Origin of the sequence: Streptomyces sp. 5K101 (assembly GCF_046506645.1) — a bacterium.
In the GTDB taxonomy this organism is placed as follows: domain Bacteria; phylum Actinomycetota; class Actinomycetes; order Streptomycetales; family Streptomycetaceae; genus Streptomyces.
Genome location: NZ_JBKFFO010000027.1, coordinates 1 through 22822 on the forward strand (window position 1 = coordinate 1; position 22822 = coordinate 22822).

Here is a 22822-nt window from a genome sequence, read left to right on the forward strand (position 1 = left end):
TTTGTACTCACCCTCGTCGGGCTTTCCTCCGGGCGCTTCCCTTCGGTCTTGCGTTTCCGACTCTATCAGATCTTTCCGATCCGATTTCCTCGGTGCTTTCCAGTTCTTCGCTTTCGCGCTTCCCTTTTCGGCGGGCCCGACTTTATCAGAAGCATTTTCGGCCGACCAAATCGGCGCGACGATCCTGACAAAGATTCGGAGTGGCTTCTCGGGAACCCAGTCCCGGCGGAAGCGAGAGAGACTCTAAATGTTCACGCCCGAACCTGTCCAGCCCAGGCAACTGTCTGAATCTACCTCCCCACGTCTCCCGTGTCAACGGGTTCCGTGGGCGAAGAGGAGACTAGCAGCTCACGGGGCCTCTCTGCACATCCGCCCCTCAGGCCGCGGACGGCAGCTCCGCGCTCCGGTCCGCCTCAGCCACGTCGCCCATGTCTCCGGCCCGGGCGGCTCGGCCGCCGAGGACGTACACGTACGCGAGAAACGCCAGCTCAGCGGCGATACCGATAGTGATCCGCGCCCAGGTCGGGAGACCGGACGGGGTCACGAACGCCTCGATCACGCCGGAGACGAAGAGGACCAGGGCCAGTCCGATGGCCATGCCGATCGCGGCCCGGCCTCGTTGGGCGAGGGCTGTCCGTCGCGACTGCGGGCCGGGGTCGATGACGGTCCAGCCCAGCCGAAGACCCGTGCCGGCCGCGACGAAGACGGCCGTCAGTTCCAGCAGCCCGTGCGGAAGGATCAGGCCGAGGAACGTGTCGAGGCGGCCTGCGGACGCCATCAGGCCGATGCCGACCCCCAGGTTGAGGACGTTGATGAACAGGATCCAGATGACCGGCACGCAGAGGAATGCGCCCAAAGCCAGGCACATGGCCGCCGCCTGGGCGTTGTTCGTCCAGACCTGGGCGGCGAACGACGCCGCCGGGTGGCTGGAGTAATACGTCTCGTAGTCCCCGCCCGGCTTGGTCAGCTGCCGCAGCTCCTCGGGGGCGGCGATCGCGGACTGGACCTCGGGGTGGGTGCCGATCCACCAGCCGATCACGGCGGCGAGCAGCGTGGAGAGTGCGGCTGTCGGTATCCACCAGTGACGGGAGCGGTAGACCGCCGCCGGAAAGCCCGCGGTCAGGAACGTGACGACGTCCCGCCAGCCGGCCCGCCGGGTGCCGGTGACCGTGGCGCGTGCCCGCGCGACGAGCTGCGTGAGCCTGCCCGTGAGCGCCGGGTCCGGCGCGCTGGACTGGATGAGGGAGAGGTGCGTGGCCGTGCGTTGGTACAGGGCGACGAGTTCGTCGGCCTCGGCTCCGGTGAGATGGCCTCCCCGGCGCAGGAGGTGGTCGAGACGGTCCCACTCTGCGCGGTGGGCGGTGACGAAGACGTCGAGGTCCATGGTCGGCTGCTGCTCCAGGCACTGGTGCGTACGGTCCGTACTACTGCGGCGCGCTGCCGCTCAGCTTGGCAGACTGAAGAACCAAGGGGCAGGGAAGGTCGAGGGACGCGAGGGTGGCAGCGGTGAGCGGGCTTGTGACGGGGGACGCGGTCGTACTGGGGCTGCAGCCTGCGAGGTTGCCGAGCCGGGCGCTCGCGATCGTGATCGACCTGGTCGTGGTGTGGACGGCGTACCTGCTGGTGTCGATCGGGCTGGCGGTGGCCACGGTGTCCCTGGACGAGGCCGCGGTCATGGCGGTGTCGATCGCGACGTTCCTGCTGGTACTCGTGGGTGCCCCGATCGCTGTCGAGACCCTCAGTCATGGGCGGTCGCTGGGCAAGCTGGCCTGCGGGCTGCGGGTCGTGCGGGACGACGGCGGGCCCATACGGTTCCGGCACGCACTGGTGCGTGGGGCGATCGGGGTGGTGGAGATTCTGATGTCGTTCGGGGTCATCGCCTGTATCGCTTCATTGGTCTCGGCGCGTGGGCGGCGTATTGGTGACGTCTTCGCCGGGACACTCGTCGTACGGGAGCGGGTGCCGGCGGCCCGTGGGGCTTTGGTTGTTCCACCGCCGCCGCCGTGGCTGATCGGCCGGTTCTCCGGCGTCGATCTGTCGGGTGTGCCGGATGATCTGTGGCTCGCCATACGCCAGTACCTGACGCGCATGCGGCAGCTGGACGCCGCCGTGAGCTGGTCGATGGCGCAGCGGCTCGCGGGGGACCTGGCGGCGCGTACGGGGACGCCGGCGCCGGAAGGCGTACAGCCGGCCGCGTATCTGGCGGCTGTGGTGAACGAGCGGCAGGCACGTGATGCGCGACGTGCCTTCGCCGCGGCGGCCAGGTCCGCCGAGGCCGAGAGCCGTGCCGCTGCGGCTGCGGGCGCACGTGCGGGTGAGCCGTCGCCTGGCCCGGCCGGGGCGGAAGCGGTCGGGGCCGGTGTCGGTGCGGGGCCGGGTCAGGAGGCGGTCGCTGCCGCTCTCGCCGGGCCGGGCTACGAAGGGCGGGCGAGCTCAGGCCAAGGGTCCACGGAGCGGGAGTCTGCAGGTCAGAGGTCCGTAGAGCCGGGGTCCGCAGGGCAGACCGTGGAATCCGGTCCCGGCGGCGGGGCCGCCTGGGCACGTCCTGGGCCGGCGGCCGGGGCCGAAGCCGGTGCCGCGGCGGCGGGCACAGCGCTCCCGCACGATACGGCGGTGCCGAGCCGTGCGGCCGGGCATACGGGGTCCGCCGACATCGAACGGCCGTCGTCGACCGGGTTCGCTCCGCCCGCCTGACCCGCTCGACCGGCCGGCCGTTCAGTTGCGGCCGGTGGTTCGAGCCCGGCCGGACAGCACGCTGTCATGGGAAGACCGACGGCGGGCTTTCCAGGTCTTCGAGCTCGACGCCCGGTGCCGCGAGGACCACGTCGCCGGCGATGTGGACGGTGTGCCGTTCGCCCGTGTCCAAGGCGCTGACCTGGTATTCGTCCACGGTCAGGGGGCCATTGTCAGTGGCGTGCGCTTCACTCTTCATCAGGGCCCAGGCCTGGTCGACGGTACGAGGAGCGAGGACCGGGTCCGTGAAGGCGACCATGCGTACGCGGGTCGCTGGGGCGGCGGGGGTGAGACGCAGCAGGCGGGCGGTCGCGACGAGGAAGGCGGGGGAAGTGCCGGTGAAGGCGTGGGCGCGCACATTGCCTTCCGTGGCATGGGCGCCGGAGGGGTCGGTCCGGACCCAGGTGACGCCGTCCAGGGCGGCGCCTCGGACCTGCCAGCCGGCTGCGTGGAGTTCGAGGCGGATGGGGCGGCCGAGATCGTCGATGGCCAGGTCGACGGTGCCGGCCTCCTCGCCGGAAGGGGTGAGCGTGCGGGAGACGTAGCGCCAGCCGGACGGGCCGGGGGCGCACTGGAAGTGCTCTTCACCGAGGGGGGTGTGATCGTGCGGATCGTGGAGCGAATAGCGGCCGCGGGGCATGGGGCGTGAGTGTCCTTGTGCGGTGAGGCTCGGCGGCGTGGCGGCACGCCCTGACCGGACCGTTCGAGGAGAGGTACGGGGCAGGCCCCCGACACGGGGGTGCGGGGGCCTGCCTGGTGCCGGTCATGTCCGCCGCCGGGGTCCCGGCGGCGGACCGGCGATCAGATCAGCGACGACCGGAGGTGATCGATGTCGCGGTGGTGATCAGTAGCGGTAGTGGTCGGACTTGTACGGGCCCTCGACCTTGACGCCGATGTACTCCGCCTGCTCCGGGCGCAGGGTGGTGAGCTTGACGCCGAGGGAGTCGAGGTGAAGACGGGCGACCTTCTCGTCGAGGTGCTTGGGGAGCACGTAGACGTCGGTCGGGTAGTCCTGGGGCTTGGTGAACAGCTCGATCTGGGCCAGCGTCTGGTCGGCGAAGCTGTTGGACATCACGAACGACGGGTGTCCCGTGGCGTTGCCCAGGTTGAGCAGCCGGCCCTCGGACAGGACGATCAGGACCTTGCCGTCGGGGAAGGTCCAGGTGTGGACCTGGGGCTTGACCTCGTCCTTGACGACGCCGGGCAGCTGGGCCAAGCCGGCCATGTCGATCTCGTTGTCGAAGTGACCGATGTTGCCCACGATCGCCTGGTGCTTCATCCTGGCCATGTCGGAGGCCATGATGATGTCCTTGTTGCCGGTCGTGGTGATGAAGATGTCGGCCGTCTCGACGACCTCGTCGAGGGTCGTGACCTGGTAGCCGTCCATGGCCGCCTGGAGGGCGCAGATCGGGTCGATCTCGGTGATGATCACCCGGGCGCCCTGGCCGCGCAGGGACTCCGCGCAGCCCTTGCCGACGTCGCCGTAGCCGCAGACGACGGCCGTCTTGCCGCCGATGAGGACGTCGGTGGCGCGGTTGATGCCGTCGATCAGCGAGTGCCGGCAGCCGTACTTGTTGTCGAACTTCGACTTCGTCACGGCGTCGTTCACGTTGATCGCCGGGAACAGCAGCGTGCCCTCGCGGTGCATCTCGTACAGACGGTGGACGCCCGTCGTCGTCTCCTCGGTCACGCCGCGGATCTCGGACGCGAGCTGCGTCCACTTCTGCGGGTTCTCGGCGAGGGTGCGGTTGAGCAGGGTCAGGATCTGGGCGTACTCCTCGCTGTCCGCGGTCGAGGGGTCCGGAGCCGATCCCGCCTTCTCGAACTCGACGCCCTTGTGCACGAGAAGGGTGGCGTCACCGCCGTCGTCGAGGATCATGTTCGGGCCGCCGGTGGGGGTGTTCGGCCAGGTCAGGGCCTGCTCCGTGCACCACCAGTACTCCTCCAGCGTCTCGCCCTTCCAGGCGAAGACGGGGACACCCTGCGGGTTCTCGGGGGTGCCGTTGGGGCCGACGGCGATGGCGGCCGCGGCGTGGTCCTGGGTGGAGAAGATGTTGCAGGAGGCCCAGCGGACCTGGGCGCCGAGGGCGACCAGGGTCTCGATCAGCACGGCGGTCTGCACGGTCATGTGCAGCGAGCCGGTGATGCGGGCGCCGGCCAGCGGCTGGGCGGCGGCGTACTCCTTGCGGATCGACATCAGGCCGGGCATCTCGTGCTCGGCGAGGGTGATCTCCTTGCGGCCGAAGGCGGCGAGGGAAAGGTCGGCGACCTTGAAGTCCTGGCCGTTGGCGACAGTCGACATGCGAGCTGCTCCTCGTGGTTCGGGTCGAGGGTGGGTACGGCTTGCACTGCGGCGGCCTGGGCATACGAATGCCCGGGCGTCCGCAGGACAGTCCGTCGGAGGCCCTCTCTCCCTCGGCCGGTCCGCGCGGGACCGCCCGACCGCCATCAGCAGCGACGTCTGACCGGCTACGAATCTACACCGATCAGTCCAGCCCACCCCAGCCCGCCCGGGCCCTGGTTCCGGCCAGATTCAGCGGTTCGGGGCCTGGCTCGACAGCGCTTTCCGCGCTTTTGATGTGGCCGGAATTTGGTGCACGATGCTCCGGATCTCTCCGGTTCGCTCCAGACGGCTCCGGGACCGTTCCGGATCCGTCCGGCGGTGTGTTCCGGTCCTGGCTCCGGGCGTTGTTGTCCGGTCTGGCTCGTTCCGGGACCGACGGACCGGGGGCCCCGCGTCGGCGGGAGCATCTGCACGATCTGCGCGACGAGCGTGAGGAGAACCACGTGACCAGTCCAGCGAGTGAGCAGCGAAAGGTCAGGCTGCTCGCGGTGACGGCCTGTCCCACAGGCATCGCCCACACCTACATGGCCGCGGAGAAGCTGGCGCAGGCCGCGGAGGCGCTCGGCGTCGAGATGAAGGTGGAGACCCAAGGGTCCATCGGGGCCGAGAACGTCTTCTCCGACAACGATGTCAAGCACGCCGACGGCGTCATCATCGCGGCCGACAAGGACGTGGACCGCAGTCGCTTCGTGGGAAAGAAGGTGCTGGCCGTCGGCGTCGCCGAGGGCATCCATCACCCGGAGCGGCTGATCGAGCAGGTACGCAACGCGCCGGTGCACACCGGGGGCGGCGGTGCCGGAGCGGCAGGGGCGACGGCCAGGGCTTCCGGCGGCGGCAGGGAGCGCAGTGTCGCGTACAAGGCGCTGATGAACGGCGTCTCGTACATGATCCCGTTCGTCGTGGTGGGCGGCCTGCTCATCGCCGTCTCGCTCGCGCTGGGCGGTGACGCGACGGCGACGGGCTACGCCATACCCGAGGGCTCCTTCTGGGCCGATGTGTTCGCCATCGGGGAGATCGGCTTCAAGCTGATGATCCCGATCCTGTCCGGCTACATCGCCTACGCCATCGGCGACCGGCCCGCGCTGGTGCCCGGCATGATCGGCGGCTGGATGGCCAACACGGGTTCGCTGTACGGCTCCGAGGCGGGGGCAGGCTTCATCGGGGCGATCGTGACCGGCTTCCTCGCCGGTTATCTGGTGGTGTGGATCAAGAAGGTCAGGGTCCCGCGGTTCGCCCAGCCGATCATGCCGATCATCGTGATCCCGATCCTGGCGACGACGGCGCTGGGGCTGTTCTTCATCCACGTCATCGGCCGGCCCATCTCCTGGGTGTTCACGCACCTCACCGACTGGCTCGGCGGGATGACCGGGACCAGCGCGATCCTGCTCGGCGCACTCCTCGGCCTGATGATCGCGTTCGACATGGGCGGGCCGGTCAACAAGACGGCGTTCCTGTTCGGCGCGGGGCTCATCGCGACCGGCAACCAGACCGTCATGGGCATGTGCGCCGCGGCGATCCCGGTAATGCCGCTCGGCCAGGGCCTCGCCACGCTCGTCCGGCGCAAGCTGTACTCGGAGCAGGAGCGCGAGACCGGTATGGCCGCGCTGTTCATGGGGACGTTCGGCATCTCCGAGGGAGCGATCCCGTTCGCCGCGGCCCGCCCCGCGCAGGTCATCCCGGCGAACATGCTCGGCGGTGCCGTCGCCGGTGCGATCGCCGGCCTGGCCGGGGTCGAGGACGCGGTGCCGCACGGCGGTCCCGTCGTGGCCGTGCTGGGTGCGGTCGGCGGCGTGCCGATGTTCTTCCTGGCGGTGGTCGCGGGCACGGTGGTCACCGCGGTCACCACGAACGCCCTGATCGGCCTCAAGGAGCGCACCGGTCGCGGAGCCCTCGCCCCCGCCGGCGTTGCGGTCCCGGCCGCCGAGCCCGTGCTCGTGGGGGTCGGGGCCGGTGGCGGCGCAGGCGAGGGCGCGGCTTCCGGGGCTGTACCCGTCGGCGTGCCCGCCACAAGCACTGCGGCGGCCGGAGAGCCCGCCGAGGACAGGCCGTCGGCCGGGGAGCCTGACCACAGCAGGCCCGCGGACGGTGAGCCCGCCCCGGCCGGGACCGATGCGGGCGCGGTCGCGGCCGCCGACGGTATGCAGGGTGATGGCGACGTCCTGTCCGGGTACCTGACCGCGCAGACGGTGACCGTGCGGCTCGCCGCAGACAGCAGGGACGACGCGATCCGCGAGATGGCCGCAATGCTGGGCAGGACCGGCAAGGTGGCCGACGCCGAGGCCCTGGTCGCGGCCGTGTTCGCGCGAGAGGAGCAGGGCACGACGGGGCTCGGCGAGGAGATCGCCATCCCCCACGCCAAGTCCGACGCCGTCATAGCCCCCGTCGTCGGCTTCGCGCGGTCCGCCGACGGCGTGGAGTGGGGGTCGCTGGACGGGACGAAAGCCCGGCTGATCTTCATGATCACTGTGCCGGAGGCGGCAGCCGGCGACGAGCACTTGCGCATCTTGGCCATGCTGTCCCGCAAGCTCATGGACACGGATTTCCGGGCCCGGCTGACCGAAGCCCCGGACGAGTCGGCGGTACTCGAGGTGCTGCGCGAGGTCGGGTGACCCGCGTCCCGTAGGGTCGGGCGCCGCGCCGAGTTAGCGCGGTGCCCGCGCCACCCGCCGACGGCGGTCATCAGGGTGGGCGGTCGGTTTCGGGAGGGGACAGGGATGGGATCGGGCAGACCGGGGCGCGGCCTGCGCATGGCCGGATGGGTGCTGGCGCCGCTGGGTGCGGCGCTGTTCCTGGGCGCGCTGCTGACCTTCGGGGCGAACTACTCGGGGCTCACGGTCGCGAGCGAGGGCATGAGCCCGACGTACCGCGTCGGTGACCGGCTCTTCTACGAGAAGGCCGACGGCTCTCAGGTGCGCCGCGGGGATGTCGTGCTCGTTCGCGTGCCGGACCGCTACGGCGATCTGCCCGTGCTGCAGCGGGTGGTCGGTGTCGGCGGCGACCGGCTCGTGGGCCGCGTCGACGGCGGGCCGATCACGCTCAACGGGAGGCCGCTGTCCGAGCCGTACGTCCGGGGCGCCGATCCCGTCGGAGGCATGCCCTTCGAGGTGACGGTCCCCGAGGACCGGCTCTACATGCTGGGGGACAACCGGGGCAACTCCCGCGACTCCCGGTCCTTCGACGACGAGGCCGACGGAGGGGCCGTGCCGCTCACGGCCGTGCAGGGCCGGATCGTCGACGGGCACGTGCCGGTGGCCCTCGGTGCGGCCATGGTGCTCGGAGTGGTGACCGGGCTGGCCGGAGCGGGATGCGGGCTGGCCGGGTGGCTGGCCGGACGCAGGCAGCGGGCTCCGTACGGCCCTCCGCCGGTCGCCACGCCGTAGTACGCAAGGCAGGGCACGGGAAAGGCCCCGGACCGGTGAGGTCCGGGGCCTTGCGTGTGCGGGTCCGCCGCGCAGTGGCCGACACCGGCTCAGTGGCCGGAGCCGCCCGGCGTCTTGTCGCCGGCGGCACCCGTCGCCAAGGACTCGTCGTAGATGTCCGGCTCCAGGTAGATCACGCGCGCGATCGGCACCGCCTCGCGGATGCGGCTCTCGGCGGCGTCGATCGCCGCGGCCACGTCGGCGGCCGTGTCCTCGTGCTGGACGGCGATCTTCGCGGCGACGAGCAGTTCCTCCGGGCCGAGGTGCAGCGTGCGCATGTGGATGATGCGGGTGACCACGTCGCCGTCCACGAGGGCGGCCTTGATCTTCTCGACCTCTTCCGTGCCGGCGGCCTCGCCGAGTAGCAGGGACTTCGTCTCGGCGGCGAGCACGACGGCGATGACGATCAGCAGGACACCGATGCACAGGGTGCCGATGCCGTCCCAGACCCCGTTGCCGGTGGCCAGCGCCAGGCTGACGCCACAGAGGGCCAGGATCAGACCGACGAGCGCGCCCAGGTCCTCCAGGAGCACGACGGGCAGCTCGGGGGCCTTGGCGCGACGTACGAACTGCGTCCAGGTCAGCTTGCCCCGGAGCGCGTTCGACTCCTTGATGGCGGTGCGGAAGGAGAACGCCTCCGCGATGATCGCGAAGACGAGGACGCCGATCGGCCAGTACCAGTCGGTGATCTCGTGGGGGTGCTTGATCTTCTCGTAGCCCTCGTAGATGGCGAACATGCCACCGACGGAGAAGAGCACGATGGAGACGAGGAAGGCGTAGATGTAGCGCTCGCGCCCGTAGCCGAAGGGGTGTTGCGGGGTCGCCTCGCGCTGGGCCCGCTTGCCGCCGAGCAGCAGGAGTCCCTGGTTTCCGGAGTCGGCCACCGAGTGGACGCTCTCCGCGAGCATCGAGGACGACCCGCTGAAGAGGAACGCCACGAACTTCGCTGCCGCGATCGCGAGGTTGGCGGCGAGTGCCGCCACGATCGCCTTGGTGCCGCCTGACGCGCTCATGTGTGCCGGGTGTCCCTTCGTACTGACGTCGATCGCTTCCGGGCTTTGCCCGGTCTTTGCGGTGCGCCATTGTTGCAGCACCTCCGAGGGGCGCTGTATCAGGCCACCACGGTGGCGCGGAAGAGCGTGCCCGGACCGCCGTCGGTGCCGGTGATCCGCACGGTTTCCCCGGCCGGTACGAAGGCCGACTCGCCGGGTCCCAGGGCCAGTTCACCCACCGTCACCCCGCCCGCGGTGCACAGCAGGATCTGCGGGGTCGGGGCCGTCAGGTCGCAGGGCGCGGAGTCGGCGGCCAGGACGAAGCGGGAGAGCCGGAACTCGTCGATCGGAGTGTCGTACACCTCCTCGCCCGTGGGTGAGGGCTCCGGGCGCAGTACACCGGGGTCCGTCGCCTCGAAGCGGACGATGCGCAGCAGCTCGGGTACGTCGACGTGCTTGGGCGTCAGTCCGCAGCGCAGCACGTTGTCGGAGTTGGCCATGATCTCGACGCCGAGGCCGGTCAGGTAGGCGTGCGGGACGCCCGCGCCGAGGAACAGGGCTTCGCCGGGCTGCAGTCGGACGTGGTTGAGCAGCATCGCCGCGATGACACCCGGGTCGCCGGGGTAGTGGCGCGCGAGGGAGGCGTACGGGGCGTAGGGGCCGCCGAGCCGGTCGGCGGCGGTCGCCGCCTCGTGGACCGTGGCCGCCATCTCCTCGCGGTCGGCGGTCAGTACGGCGGTGAGGACCTCGCGGAGGGCGGCCTCCTCGGGGTGGGCGTGGAGCAGGTCCACGTACGGCTTGAGGGAGTCCACGTCGAGACCGGCGAGCAGGTCGGCGGCCTCGATGGGCTCGCGGAAGCCGCACAGGCCGTCGAACAACGTCAGCGCGCAGATCAGTTCGGGCTTGTGGTTGGCGTCCTTGTAGTTGCGGTGCGGGGCGTCGAGCGGAACGCCCGCCTCCTCCTCGGCCGTGTAACCGGCCTTCGCCTGGGCGAGGTCCGGGTGGACCTGGAGGGACAGCGGTGCGCCGGCGGCCAGCAGCTTCAGCAGGAACGGCAGCCGGGGGCCGAACTTGGCGACGGCCGCCGCGCCGAGCTCCCGCTCGGGCTCCTCGGCGATGACCTCGGAGAGCGGCCGCGCCTTCTCGCCGCCGCGGCTGACGTGTGACGGCGCGCCGGGGTGGGCGCCCATCCACATCTCGGCCTGTGGCTCGCCGGTGGGAGCGACGCCGAGCAGCTCCGGGATGGCGGTCGTGGAGCCCCAGGCGTAGGGGCGCACAGTGTTGGCGAGGCGGTCCATGGGCTTCTCGGTCCTTCGTCGGTGCGTCTGTGTGCGGGCGGTGCGGCTGTGTACGGGGCGGTACGGCGGCTGCGGGCCGTACGGCCGGCCACGTGGCACCTGCTCCGGTTCGTCGGCCCTTGATACGGCGGGCCCGCGTACGCGGAGAGTCGGTGCGGCGGACGCCCGGTGACCGACGGGTGTCCGGTGCACGTGATCGCCTACGACTGCTCGACCCGGCCCCGCTCGCCCGATTCCGCGAGCGACAGGTACACGGCGGCGAAGTCGGTCACGGCGAGCAGCTCGGCGATCGATTCGAGCTCCGAGCCGTCCTCCGGTTCGAGCTCGCTGATCGGCGTATCGTGGCCGAGCGCGAGTTCGCGTGCCGCCGGCGCGGCGGTGAGCCCGCCCGTCGGCCGGTCCCGCAGCAGGACCACGCGGGCCCGCAGCGCCTGCGGTTCCTCGACGCGGTCACGGAAGAAGTCCTCGGGGTCGGCCCCGGCCGCGAAGTCGCCGACCAGGAGCACGCCGTGGGCGGGCAGGGCCTCCGGCAGTTCGGCGGCGAGCGCCGGCAGGCCGGCGAGCTCGGCGAGGACGGCGGCGAAGCGGCGGCCCGCGGGGGCCGCGCCCGCGCCCTCCGTCCAGATGAGCGGGAGGCTGTCGGCGAGTTCGGCGGCGAGGGTCTTGGCCGGGTTGCTGTAGGTGGCAATGGCGGGGCCGCACCGCTCGGCGGTGCGGTCGAGCCGGTCGGCGACCTTGGAGAGCGTCTCGGGGGGCGCTTCGAGGAGCCCCACGCGGTCGAGGAGGGACAGCAGCGGTGTCAGCAGGGCCCACAGGGCACCGGGGCTCGCCGCCTGGCCCTCCTCGTACAGCTCGTAGGGGGCGGTGGCCATGGGGACGACCAGGCCGTGGGCCCCGTCGACCGCCTCGGACAGCGGCGAGCTGCGGGGTGCGACGGCGACGACGGTGCAGCCGCGCCGGTACGCCTGCTCGGTGAGGAGGGCGAGGCCCGGTTCGCTGCCGTCGGTGGTGACGACCAGCAGGAGGTCCAGCGAACCCGCCCACCCGGGCAGGGCCCAGCGCAGGGCGCCGGCGGCGTGGGCCACGCCTGTGGGCCGCAGCGCGATGACGGGGGCGGACGCCCCGGCGAGGGCGCCGATGAGGTCGGCGACCCCGACGGCGGCGGTGCCGGGCCCGGCGACGAGCACGACCCGTGGGCGTCCCTCGGGGGTGAGCTCGGCGACTCCGGCCTCGGCCGCGTGCCGGGCGGCGCTGCGTACCCGCGCCCCGGCTTCGGCGGCGCCGCGCAGGAGGCCTCGGTGGTCGATGCGGGCGAGAGCGTCCGGGGCGTCGAGGAGCGACTCGTCGAGCATGGGGTGGGGCCTCCGATCGCCGTACGCGTGCGGGGGTGTGTCGGTGGTCGGGCCGGTCCCGCGCGGGCGGGACGGCCGCGCTAGGCGGGGCGGCGGGCCTCGTCGACCAGGAGGACCGGGATGCCGTCCCGTACGGGGTAGGCCAGACCGCAGTCCGCGCCGGTGCAGATCAGCTCGGGGGTCTCGGCGGCCGTGCGGTCGTCGAACGGTGCGTGGCACGCCGGGCAGGCGAGGATCTCCAGGAGGCCGGCTTCGAGCGGCATGTCAGCGGTGTCCCTTCGGGCGTCTCACAGGTCCGGGGTGCGGTTTCGGGCCGCGCCGGACGTGCGGTCACGATCGTGCGGATCAGGCCTCGTCAGCCTACCGCCGGGAAGTGGGCTGCGGCGCGTTCTGACCGCGCCCCCGACGGTCGAACGTGCCGGGGCGAGCCGGGCGTGTGGTGCACGCGGCCTGGCGCGCGGTGCGGGGGCCGGCCGTGTGGTGCACGCGGTCGGCCGTGGTGGTGCCAGAAAAGGTGCCGGGGTAGCCGGCGGGGCGGGGCTCAGGCGCGGACGAGTGCGAGGACCTCGTCGCGGATCTTCGTCATCAGCGCCTCGTCCCGGGCCTCGACGTTGAGGCGCAGCAGCGGCTCCGTGTTGGAGGCCCGCAGGTTGAACCACCAGTCGCCGGTGGCCACGGTGAGACCGTCCAGCTCGTCGGTCGTCACGCCGTCGCGGGTGGCGAAGGCGGCCCGTACCGCTGCCGACCGCCCGGCCTGGTCGTCGACCTGGGAGTTGATCTCGCCGGACGCGGCGTACCGGTCGTACCGGTCGACCAGCCGGGACAGCGCGCCGTCCTGCGTGCCGAGGGCCGCGAGCACGTGGAGCGCGGCGAGCATGCCGGTGTCGGCGTTCCAGAAGTCGCGGAAGTAGTAGTGCGCGGAGTGCTCGCCGCCGAAGACGGCACCGGTGCGGGCCATCTCCTCCTTGATGAACGAGTGCCCCACCCGGGTGCGCACCGGCGTGCCGCCCTGCTCGCGGACGACCTCCGGGACCGACCACGACGTGATCAGGTTGTGGATCACCGTGCCGCCCGGGTGCCGGGCCAGCTCGCGGGAGGCGACGAGGGCGGTGATCGCGGACGGGGAGACGCCCTCGCCGCGCTCGTCGACGACGAAGCAGCGGTCGGCGTCGCCGTCGAAGGCGAGGCCCAGGTCGGCGCCCTCGGCGACGACGCGGGCCTGGAGGTCGACGAGGTTCGCGGGGTCGAGGGGGTTGGCCTCGTGGTTGGGGAAGGTGCCGTCGAGCTCGAAGTACATCGGGACGAGCGTGACGGGGAGGGAACCGAAGACGGTGGGGACGGTGTGGCCGCCCATGCCGTTGCCCGCGTCCACGACGACCTTGAGCGGGCGCATCGCGGACAGGTCGACGAGCGAGAGCAGGTGGGCCGCGTAGCCGGCGAGCGTGTCCTGCTCGGTGACCCGGCCGAGCCGAGCGGCCGGCTCGGGTCCGCCGTCGGCGGACCATGCGGTGACGAGGTCGCGGATGTCGGTGAGGCCCGTGTCCTGGCCGACGGGCGCCGCGCCGGCGCGGCACATCTTGATGCCGTTGTACTGGGCGGGGTTGTGCGACGCGGTGAACATCGCGCCCGGCAGTCCGAGGTGCCCGGAGGCGAAGTACAGCTGGTCGGTCGAGCACAGGCCGATCAGCGTGACGTCCGCGCCGCGGGCGGCGGCGCCGCGCGCGAAGGCGCCGGACAGGCCGGGCGACGACGGCCGCATGTCGTGACCGACGACGATCGCGTCGGCGCCGGTCACCTGGACGAACGCGGCGCCGAAGAGCTCGGCGAGCCGCTCGTCCCACTGATCCGGCACCACTCCGCGGACGTCGTACGCCTTCACGATCTGCGACAGATCAGCAGCCACGGGCCCAGTCCTCCTGAAGTCTTGGCGATCGCATCAAACTACCCGCCGGAGGTGGGCGCATCGTGCCCGGATCGGACTTGGGCGGCGTGATCCTCTGCGGCCCGCCCGCCCGGCGGGGTGCCGTACGCGACGGGCGCGGCGGCCGGGGAGGGCGGTGACGGGTCAAGGGAGCGGCGACGGGGGCGAGTTGCCGGGCGTCGGAGGACGCGGCGGGTGCGGACGGGAGTGGGCGGGACACCGGCGAGGTGTCCGGGAGGGGCGGTCGGGGGCTCCTGGGGAGCTGGGCCGGGAGTTCGGCGGAGGCGGTGGCGCGGGGAGTGTGCGGCTCAGTTGTCCGGGGAGCGCAGCACCCGCAGGTGGCCGCGGCGCGCGACCTCCATCGGGTCCGCCGAGCGGCGGCCGCCCTGTCCGCCCGCCTCCGCGGTGCGTCCCTGGGGCCGGGCCGCCTCCCGCACCGCGTTCGCCAGCGCTTCGAGGTCGTCGCCGCTGGGGCGTGCCGGGGCCGAGCCGTCCGTGAGCCGCACGACCTCCCAGCCGCGCGGGGCCGTCAGCCGCTCGCTGTGCTCGGCGCACAGGTCGTAGCAGTGGGGCTCGGCGTAGGTGGCGAGCGGGCCGAGGACCGCGGTCGAATCGGCATAGACGTACGTCAGTGTCGCGACGGCAGGGCGGCCGCACGCGGTGCGCGAACATCGACGTACAGGGCTCACGACGTTGGACGGTACCGCACTCTTGAGCGGGCTGCGACGACTCTCCACCAGGTCACCCCCCGTGTCGTGGTGTGACATCCGACAAAACGGCTGTTCCTGCAACTGGCCTGACCTGCACGGAAAGAGAACCACACGGGCGACGGTCGCGCAGGGGACGGTCACGACTTGGGGTGAATAATGTCAATCGGGCCGAGATCACCGGTCTCCCGGGTCGCGCAATCGAGCCGAACGTTGGCCGGAATGGTCAATTGGCGACAAGCGGCGTGGCCGGGGCCGCGCGCCGGTCGCCGCTCGCGCCGGAGAGTTACCCTGCGTCAGTGATGGACAGTCCTGTACCGCCGCGCCCGACCGAGCCGAGACCGCGCCGCCGTGACCGGCACGGCCGGGGCATGCGCGGGCCCGTTGCCCCGCCGCAGGTCCCTCTCGCCGCCAGCCGCGCGGAGACCTTCCGTGACCTGGTGCAGGACTCCGTGGAACGCCTGGAGCGGCATTGGCCGCAGCTGGCCGACGTCGACTTCCTGGTGCTGGACGTACCGGGCTCACCGGACGACTCGGTGCCGCTCGGGAGTGCGGAGCCGGCGGCGAAGGACCGTCCGGCGCGGATCATGATCTACCGCCGGCCCGTCGAGATCCGGACGAAGAACCGCGACGAACGGGCGCTGCTGGTGCACGAGGTTGTCGTCGAGCAGGTCGCGGAACTGCTCGGCCTCTCGCCCGAGTCGGTCGACCCCCGCTACGGCCAGGACTGACCCGCCGCCGAGGGCCCCTCCGGAGCCGATGAGACCGGCCCCGCGCCCGGCCGAGCCCGCCCGACACGCCGCACCACGATCGCCCCGGCCGCCCACCGAAGTCCGCTCCGGCCGACGACCACCGGCCGGACCCGCCGGAGGTCACGCCGGGGCCGACGGTCGCCGACCGGCCGCCTCCAAAGGAGGTACCACGACCGCCCCGGCCGCCCACCGAAGGCCCCTCCGGCCAATGAGACCGAGGCCGCACAAAGCCGCTCCCGGCCGACCACCGGCCGGACCCGCCAGGCAGGGCGCTCATGGCCCGGCGAGTCCGCGCGGCACCGGCGTGTCGTCAGTCGTCGAGCACGGACAGGTCCTGTTCCGCCTCCGGGACGACCACCGTGCCGCGGTCGTCCGGGAGATTCTGGATCGTGAACATCGGGATGCCGTCGTCCGCGATCTCCAGCGACCGCGATGCGTGCACCGGGCCGCCCGAGAGCGTCTCGACCGTCACCGCGTAGGAGCCCTTCAGCCCGGCCGGCACCGGCGGCGTGATCGCCAGGGTCGTACCGGCCTTCACCTTGTACGTCTTGACGGCCTGGGCGCCCCCTTCCGTGCCCGCCGACGCCGTGACCCTGACCTCGGCCGCCTCGCCGGGCGCGGTGAGCGAGAGGACCGAGCCCTTCGCGCGGTTGTCGGCCGCGGTGGCCCGCTCGCCGACCGGCGCGGCGGCGGGCACGAAGGCGATCTCCTTCTTCTCGCCCTTGCCGCGCACCACCCTCAGGGCCGCCACCACGGGCGTGGCACGGTCCTTCTCCGCGGGGCTGAGGATCAGGGAGCCGGCCTCGCCCTTGGTGACGTCGGCGAGGTCGACGCTCGCCGTCATGCCGGATTTCACGTGCAGGCTCTCGTGGCCGGCCGGCGTGATCGTCCCGGTGGGGCCCGCGAGCCGGACGTTCAGCGCGGCGTCGTCGTCGCCCGGGGCGAAGGCCACCAGCTGCACCGACGTAGCGTCCGACGGGATGCCGGGCAGGACGACGGTGCCGGCCGGGTCGGCCGAGGCGGCGAGCCAGTCGCTGCCGTCGGCCTCGTCGGCGGCCCGTACGACCGCGCCCACGCGGCCGGTGCGGGTGGTGACGTGGACGGTCACCTCGTCCGCCTTGTCGGCGGTGAGCGTCGGGAGCAGCACCGGGACGCTGGAGCCGGCCGGGACGGGGATACCCTCCGTCACCGTCGTCTTGAGCGCCCCGTCCTTGCCGTACAGCTCGATGTCGGCGACGGCCCCGGCCTCGTCGGGGTTGGTCAGGTGCACGTAGTCCTGGCGGCCCTCGGCGAGGGACGCGCCGGGGAACCAGAAGTCGGTGTCGGGTCCGGTGCAGCTGACGCCGAGCAGCCCCCGGCCGCTGCCCGCGGCGACCGACGTCGTCTGCTGGGTGGTCCAGCCGGGCGCGAGGGAGCCGGTGGCGGTGCCGACGAGGGCGGGGGCCTCGCCGCCGTCCGCCTCGGCGGAGACCGGCTTCCCGGGCTCCTTCACGGCGACGACGGGCTTGTCGGGAGCGGGCTTCTCCGCGCCGTCCTCGTCCGCGTCCTTCTTCTTCCCGTCCTTGGCCGGCGCGGCTTCGGTGTCGGCCAACACGGCCGCCGACGGCCGCAGTTCGGCCGAGTCCGCCTGTGCGTCGGTGTCCTTCTGCCCCGTGGCCTGCTTCCGCACGGGGGTGAAGGAGGTGTACCGGGTCTCGGCGATCTCGGAGCTGCTCGGCGCCGGACAGAGCAGGCTGGAGCGTTCCACGGGCAGCGGCAGCGCGAGGTCGCCGCGCGTCGGCTCGGTCCCGTCCGGGACGGTCAGCGAGGCGAATCCGGTGACCGCCGTAAGGGCGGTGGTGACCGCGATCAGGGAGATGGTCGTGCGCTTCACTCTCACTCGCCTCGCGTCGTGCCGGGGGCCTGGGAGGGCGGCTCGGGGTACTGGCCGCCTTCGGGGTACTGCTCGCCGTATCCGTACGGATCGGGGTCGCGCGCGTCCTGCGCGTACTGGTCGCCGCCGTAGGGCGTCGTCCCGTACGGGCCGCCCTGGTAGGGCTGCTGGTACGCGCCGTCGGCGTAAGGCCGCTCGGAGCCGTGGGGCTGCTCGGAGCCGTAGGTCTGCTCGCCGGCGTACTGGCCGCCCGGGTACTGCTCGGTGCCGTACGCGTAGCCGCCGTCGCCGTAGGGCTGCCGGCCCTGCCAGTCGCCGTACCCCTGCTCGGGAACCGGCGCGTAGGGCGCGGCCTGTGTGTCCTGCCCGGCGGTGAAGACGCCGGCCGCACCCGGCTGTTGGGTGTACGGCTCGGGGTCGGGCGCGCCGTCCTCCACGGCTGCCGCCTCGGCCTCGGCCTGGGCGCGCAGCCGCCGCGCCCTGCGGCCCTCGCCGGCCTCCGGCTGGCGCGGAACGGTGATCTCCTCCTCGGGGAGGTCGTCGTCGATCTCACGGCGGCGGCCCGGCAGCGCGAGGACGACCAGGACGAGCGCCAGGAACGCCTGGACCCAGATCCACGCCGTGTGCGTCGCCGGGTCCTCGTAGGTCAGGTCGAGCCGGCCGCCCTCGGCGGGCAGCTCGAAGCCCTGCGCCCAGCCGTCGACGGTCGTCTTCTCCAGCGCGCGGCCGTCGAGCGTCGCCTGCCAGCCCTCGGCGGCGCGGTCGGCGATGCGCAGGACGCGGCCGGAGCCGCCGGCGGGGATCTCGGTGTGCGCCTCGACGGCGTCGGAGCCGACGGGCAGCGGATCGCTCCTGCCGTCGACGATCGTGGCCCGGGCGACCTGGCGGTCCACGCGCCACAGCGCGCTGCCGTCGAGCCGGCTGAGCCGGCTCAGCCCGGGGGTGGCGTCGAGGACGCGGCTGGTCTGGCGGGGTACTCCGTCGCGTACGAGCACGTAGCGGATCGCGTAGCCGCTGAGCTGGTCGGTCTGGTCGGCGCCGGAGCCGGCGACCAGGTGCGCGACGATCTTGTCGAGGCGGGTGTCGCCGCCGCCCGCCTCGGCGAGTTCGGCGTCACCGAGCCGACCGCCGGAGCCCCGCACCAGGGTGTACGAGACCTTCGCGGCCGAGGTGCCGCCGAGGACGAGGGTGCGGGGCTGGTCGCGGGTGTCGCTCTCCTCGGCGACGAACGCGGGCACCTGGACGGGATCGCGGCGGGTGAGCGGGCCCGCGGCGCCGTCGATCATCCAGGCTGCCGCTGCGGCGACCGGTGCGAGTGCCGCGGCGAGCGCGACGAGGGCGGCGACGGGCTGGCGCCAGCCGAAGTTCTGGGCGGCGACGCGGGTACGGCCGCCCTCGGCGCCGAGCACGGCCGCGGACAGCAGCGCGATGCCGTAGACGAGCGTGGCGGGCCCGGCCCAGCCGGAGCCGTTGGTCAGGGTCGCGAGGACCAGGGCGGCCAGGGCGACGGCCCAGGAGACGCGGATGGCGAACTGCCGTTCCTCGCGCAGCACGGCGGCGAGCGCGGCGAGCACGATGCCGAGCATCAGGATGCCGCCGGCGGCACCCGGTCCGCCGGGGCTGATGCCGAGGAGGTCCAGCGCGTCGGCCGACCCGCTGCCGAACTCCAGACCGGCCTCGCGCAGGAACCGCGAGGGGTTGGTCAGCAGGGAGAGCGACCAGGGGGCGAGGACGAGCATCGGGGTGCCGACGGCGGCGAGGAAGCGCAGCGCGTAGGCGGTGATGTCGTTCCGGCGCAGGACGAGGACGGCGATGCCGGTGACCACGGCGAGCGGCCACACGACGGGCGTGAAGGCCATCGCGAAGGTGAGCAGCAGGGCGTACGCCCAGGTGGCCCGCCAGCTGCCGCGCCCGCCGCCGCTGATCCGCAGTCCGTGTGCGGCGACGGCGGCACGGGCGAGCAGCGGCAGCACGATCGCGAGGACGGCGGTGCCGAGCCGGCCGGTGGCGAGCGCTCCGGTCGCGGCGGGCAGGAAGGCGTACGCGATGCTCGTCCAGGCCCGCAGCAGGCGGGACTCGACGAGGGGCCGCGACGCGAAGTACGCGGTGACACCGGCAAGCGGGACCGAGCAGACGAGCAGCACGGTCAGGGCGAGCCCGGTGGAGCCGAGGAACAGCGCGGACAGGACGGCGAGGACCGCGAGGTAGGGCGGCGCCGTCTGGGTGCCGCCGCTGCCGACCGGGTGCCAGCCGTCCGCGTAACGGCTCCACAGGTCGGACACGTCGGCGGGGGCGGGCAGCAGGGCCCCGCCCGCCAGCGCGCCGCCGCCGTACAGTCCGCGGCAGGCGACCATGGAGACGAGGAGGAGTACGGCGAAGAGCAGCGGTCCCGGCTTGCGGGCGATCTTCTTCAGCCGCGCGAACTGCTCGATCTCCAGGAAGTCCGCGTCGTCGTCGCCGGGCCCCGACTCGACGACGCCGTGCCGCGAGCCGCCGGAGTCGGCCTGCGAGCCGCCGAAGTCGGCGACGACCTGTTCGACGGTGGCGCGGACGGTGGCACCGGGCGGCGGGAACAGCGGTCGCAGCTCGCTCGCATCGACGGCCCGCTGCGAGCGTCTGCGGCGGCCCGCGAGCAGGCGCTCGGGCCGCAGCAGGACGCCGAACAGGCCCATGACCTCGTCGACGGCCTGCCCCGGCACCTTGCCGACGAGACAGGCCAGGGTGCGCAGCAGGGTGCCGACGACGAGACGCAGCAGGATCCAGGGCAGGGCGATGCCGCGGGTGTTGGTCAGCAGGGTGTAGACGGCGCCGGCCTTGTCGACGCGGTGCGGGCTCGCGACGGACCGGCCCACGCAGTCGACGGTGCGCCGCTCGCGGGCGGCGGCCTCCGCGTGGCGCAGGACGGCCCCGGGTGCGACGAGGACGCGGTGCCCGGCGGCATGAGCGCGCCAGCACAGGTCGACGTCGTCGCGCATCAGGGGCAGCCGTCGGTCGAAGCCGCCGAGCTCCACGTACACGTCGCGGCGGATGAGCATGCCCGCGGAGGATACGGAGAGGACCGAGCGGACCTGGTCGTGCTGGCCCTGGTCCTGTTCGCGCCGGTCGAGTCCGGTCCAGCGGCGGCCGCTGTTGGCGATGGAGACACCCGCTTCGAGGAGCTGCTTGCGGTCGTACCAACCGCGCAGCTTGGGTCCGACGACCGCGGCGTATTCGTCGGAGTCGGCGACCCGCAGCAGCTCGGCGAGTGCCGTGGGCTCGGGCGCGCAGTCGTCGTGGAGCAGCCACAGCCACTGCACGGGCTCGCCGTGCGGCAGCTCGGGCATGTCGTACGCCTCGTCGTGCCAGGTCCTGGTGACGGGGTCCCAGCCGCTGGGGCGCTTCAGATAGGGCAGGTCGTCGGGGGTGAGCACCCCGGCGGTGCGGACGGCCTCGTCGACGGCGGCGCCGAAGCCGGTGCGCCGGGCGAGGTGCAGGACACGGTCGGCGCCGAGGGCGTCGGCGACCATCTGCGCCGAGTCGTCGGCGCTGCCGGTGTCGGCGGCCACGACGTTCTGTACGGGGCGTTCCTGGCCCAACAGTCCGGCGAGGGCGTCGGGCAGCCAGCGTGCGCCGTCGTGGGAGACGAGCACGGCGGTGACGACGTGCCGAGGGAACTCGGGCGCGTGTGCCGGGACAAACGCGGCTGTGGTGGCGGACATTGAGGTACGGGCCCTCCGGCCAGGGTCGCCCCGCAGGGGCGTTGGTGCGTCACGGACGGGGCCCCACACTAACGGCACGAGCAAAACGCTGCGGCGCGGCGGGGGTAACCCCCGGGCCGAGGGCTCTGGGGCAGCCACGTCGAGGGGCAGCCATGTCGAGGGGGCGGCCATGTCGAGGGGCGGCGGGCGACGGAAGGCGAACGGTCCGCCGTCTGTGCCCGGGGCACAGACGGCGGACCGTTCGCCTTGTGGTCATCTTGTGGTCGGTTGTACTTTTTGCCGGGGGTCAGCGACCGGCGATCAGACCGCGGCCTTCTTGAGCCGACGGCGTTCGCGCTCCGAGAGGCCGCCCCAGATTCCGAATCGCTCGTCGTTGTTGAGGGCGTACTCGAGACATTCGGAGCGGACTTCGCAGGCGAGGCAGACCTTCTTGGCCTCCCTGGTGGAACCGCCCTTCTCGGGGAAGAAGGACTCGGGATCGGTCTGGGCGCACAACGCACGCTCCTGCCAGCCGAGTTCTTCGTCCGCGTCCTCGACCAGCAGTTGTTGGAACAGCTCGGTCATGTGCGCCCCTCGTCTGTCTTTACGTCCCCGTGATGTTGCCGCGATCGTTTCGGCCGAACGACACGAGTGAAATTACAAGTGTGTAGCTCCAGGCCAGTCAAGCCACGATCTGCTATCGGGCCCGGTATTCACTCTGCGGAACCAAGGCTATGCGGAAAGTGTTCAAATCACCAAAAACCTGACACATGCCGGTGGCCTGTTCCCCACGTCTCCCCTCACAGAGGGAAGACGTCGCAAACATCGATCATGTTGCGATCAAGCCACCGAAGCGATCCGGATCACAGTACGGTCACGGCGCCCCAACGGCGTTTGCGAGCACGGTTGCTGGCGCATGTCTCCCGGCCCGCGACTGCACAAACCTTTCTCCGGTTGCGGTAACCGGATGTGATGAAACATTGCCGCCAAATCGGTCATTGGGTTGACATCGGGTAAGGGGAGCAGTCACCTTTGATCCCATGCCAGCGACCTCAGCGCCCCACGCGACCCGCCTCCGCGGGTTCCGCAGCGCTGTCCAGACGCGCTGTTGCTGTTGCTGCTCCAGCTGTTGACGCCCACGAGCTCCAGCTTCATCTCTCGCATCGCCCCGTACCGCCTGCTCTGCGACACCCCAGCACTTCCTGCCGAGGAACCCCCGCACCCATGAACAGCGACAGCGACCTCCAGATCGCCGGCGACATCCTCGCCGTCCAGCACCTGCTCCAGCCCGCCCGCGAGCACCCCGCCACCGTGGCCGAGTTCGCCGGGCTCGCCCGCTCCATCGCCGCCGACCGCGCGCGCTGGGAGCACCTCGTCGAGTACGACGCCACCTCCCGTTGGTACCACCGCCTGCAGACCGGCCCCGGCTACGAGGTCTGGCTGCTCAGCTGGGTCCCCGGCCAGGGCAGCGGCATGCACGGCCACGGCCCCTCGTCCGGCGTGTTCACCGTCCTCGACGGCGAGCTGACCGAGCGCACGGCGGGCGGCGAGCGTCGCACCCTGGCCGCGGGGGCCCCGGACGGAGCCTGGGGGAGCGTCTTCGCCCCCGGATATGTGCACGAGGTCGTCAACGACTCCCTGGAGCCGGCCGTCAGCCTGCACGTGTACTACCCGGGCCTGACCGAGATGCCGATGCACGCCTCCGCCCGGTGCGCGCAGGAGTCCGTTCCCGCCTGAGGGGCCGTCGGCACGCC

At 72.3% G+C, this 22822-nt stretch carries 17 protein-coding genes; 5 read left to right on the forward strand and 12 right to left on the reverse strand.

Features of this window, described 5'->3' with window-relative positions; all coding sequences use genetic code 11:
- Positions 1–376: 376 nt before the first annotated feature.
- Positions 377–1384: a stage II sporulation protein M gene (locus ACLB9X_RS30935; protein ID WP_410363738.1), complete on the reverse strand. Its 1008-nt coding sequence runs from the start codon at positions 1382–1384 to the stop codon at positions 377–379.
- 122 nt (positions 1385–1506) lie between these two features.
- Here ACLB9X_RS30935 and ACLB9X_RS30940 point away from each other — a divergent pair, with 122 nt between their 5' ends.
- Positions 1507–2694, forward strand: coding sequence for an RDD family protein (locus ACLB9X_RS30940; protein WP_410363739.1), 1188 nt, complete (start codon positions 1507–1509; stop codon positions 2692–2694).
- A 64-nt stretch (positions 2695–2758) separates the two neighbouring features.
- Here ACLB9X_RS30940 and ACLB9X_RS30945 read toward each other — a convergent pair whose 3' ends face one another.
- Together ACLB9X_RS30945 and ahcY are read right to left on the reverse strand one after the other, a co-directional pair.
- Positions 2759–3373, reverse strand: a complete 615-nt coding sequence (locus ACLB9X_RS30945; RefSeq protein WP_410363740.1) for a hypothetical protein — start codon at positions 3371–3373, stop codon at positions 2759–2761.
- 204 nt (positions 3374–3577) lie between these two features.
- Positions 3578–5035 (reverse strand): adenosylhomocysteinase, encoded by a 1458-nt coding sequence (gene ahcY / locus ACLB9X_RS30950; protein WP_410363741.1) that lies wholly within the window; start codon positions 5033–5035, stop codon positions 3578–3580.
- A gap of 485 nt (positions 5036–5520) precedes the next feature.
- On the opposite strand from ahcY, the gene ACLB9X_RS30955 reads away from it, so the two are divergent.
- Positions 5521–7686 carry a fructose-specific PTS transporter subunit EIIC gene (locus tag ACLB9X_RS30955; RefSeq protein WP_410363742.1) on the forward strand — a complete coding sequence of 722 codons (2166 nt, stop codon included), beginning with the start codon at positions 5521–5523 and terminating at the stop codon, positions 7684–7686.
- Positions 7687–7791: 105 nt separating this feature from the next.
- Entirely contained in the window at positions 7792–8457 is a 666-nt protein-coding gene (gene lepB / locus ACLB9X_RS30960; protein WP_410363743.1) for a signal peptidase I, read from the forward strand.
- 89 nt (positions 8458–8546) lie between these two features.
- On the opposite strand, the gene ACLB9X_RS30965 is transcribed toward lepB, so the two are convergent.
- From ACLB9X_RS30965 to ACLB9X_RS30990, 6 genes are all read right to left on the reverse strand, one after another.
- Complete coding sequence (locus tag ACLB9X_RS30965; protein WP_410363744.1) at positions 8547–9509, reverse strand: cation diffusion facilitator family transporter; 963 nt, start codon at positions 9507–9509, stop codon at positions 8547–8549.
- 98 nt (positions 9510–9607) lie between these two features.
- The gene (gene manA, locus ACLB9X_RS30970; RefSeq protein ID WP_410363745.1) at positions 9608–10786 is read right to left on the reverse strand and encodes a mannose-6-phosphate isomerase, class I; all 1179 of its coding nucleotides are present in this window, start codon (positions 10784–10786) and stop codon (positions 9608–9610) included.
- Positions 10787–10986: 200 nt separating this feature from the next.
- On the reverse strand, positions 10987–12138 hold the full coding sequence (locus ACLB9X_RS30975) for an SIS domain-containing protein (protein WP_410363746.1): 1152 nt from the start codon (positions 12136–12138) through the stop codon (positions 10987–10989).
- Positions 12139–12218: 80 nt separating this feature from the next.
- Positions 12219–12401, reverse strand: coding sequence for a Trm112 family protein (locus tag ACLB9X_RS30980; protein WP_307715181.1), 183 nt, complete (start codon positions 12399–12401; stop codon positions 12219–12221).
- Between the two features lie 278 nt (positions 12402–12679).
- Complete coding sequence (locus tag ACLB9X_RS30985; protein ID WP_410363747.1) at positions 12680–14041, reverse strand: phosphomannomutase/phosphoglucomutase; 1362 nt, start codon at positions 14039–14041, stop codon at positions 12680–12682.
- 326 nt (positions 14042–14367) lie between these two features.
- On the reverse strand, positions 14368–14796 hold the full coding sequence (locus tag ACLB9X_RS30990; protein WP_392328680.1) for a DUF3499 domain-containing protein: 429 nt from the start codon (positions 14794–14796) through the stop codon (positions 14368–14370).
- A 272-nt stretch (positions 14797–15068) separates the two neighbouring features.
- Here ACLB9X_RS30990 and ACLB9X_RS30995 point away from each other — a divergent pair, with 272 nt between their 5' ends.
- Positions 15069–15497, forward strand: coding sequence for a metallopeptidase family protein (locus ACLB9X_RS30995; protein ID WP_410363785.1), 429 nt, complete (start codon positions 15069–15071; stop codon positions 15495–15497).
- A gap of 331 nt (positions 15498–15828) precedes the next feature.
- On the opposite strand, the gene ACLB9X_RS31000 is transcribed toward ACLB9X_RS30995, so the two are convergent.
- The 3 genes from ACLB9X_RS31000 to ACLB9X_RS31010 form a co-directional block, all read right to left on the reverse strand.
- Positions 15829–17391, reverse strand: coding sequence for a DUF5719 family protein (locus tag ACLB9X_RS31000; RefSeq protein WP_410363748.1), 1563 nt, complete (start codon positions 17389–17391; stop codon positions 15829–15831).
- A gap of 2 nt (positions 17392–17393) precedes the next feature.
- Positions 17394–21089 (reverse strand): glycosyltransferase, encoded by a 3696-nt coding sequence (locus tag ACLB9X_RS31005; protein WP_410363749.1) that lies wholly within the window; start codon positions 21087–21089, stop codon positions 17394–17396.
- Positions 21090–21389: 300 nt separating this feature from the next.
- Complete coding sequence (locus ACLB9X_RS31010; RefSeq protein ID WP_018846780.1) at positions 21390–21653, reverse strand: WhiB family transcriptional regulator; 264 nt, start codon at positions 21651–21653, stop codon at positions 21390–21392.
- A 639-nt stretch (positions 21654–22292) separates the two neighbouring features.
- Between ACLB9X_RS31010 and ACLB9X_RS31015 the strand changes: the two genes are divergently transcribed.
- Positions 22293–22805, forward strand: coding sequence for a cysteine dioxygenase (locus tag ACLB9X_RS31015; protein WP_410363750.1), 513 nt, complete (start codon positions 22293–22295; stop codon positions 22803–22805).
- The last annotated feature ends 17 nt before the right edge of the window (positions 22806–22822 follow it).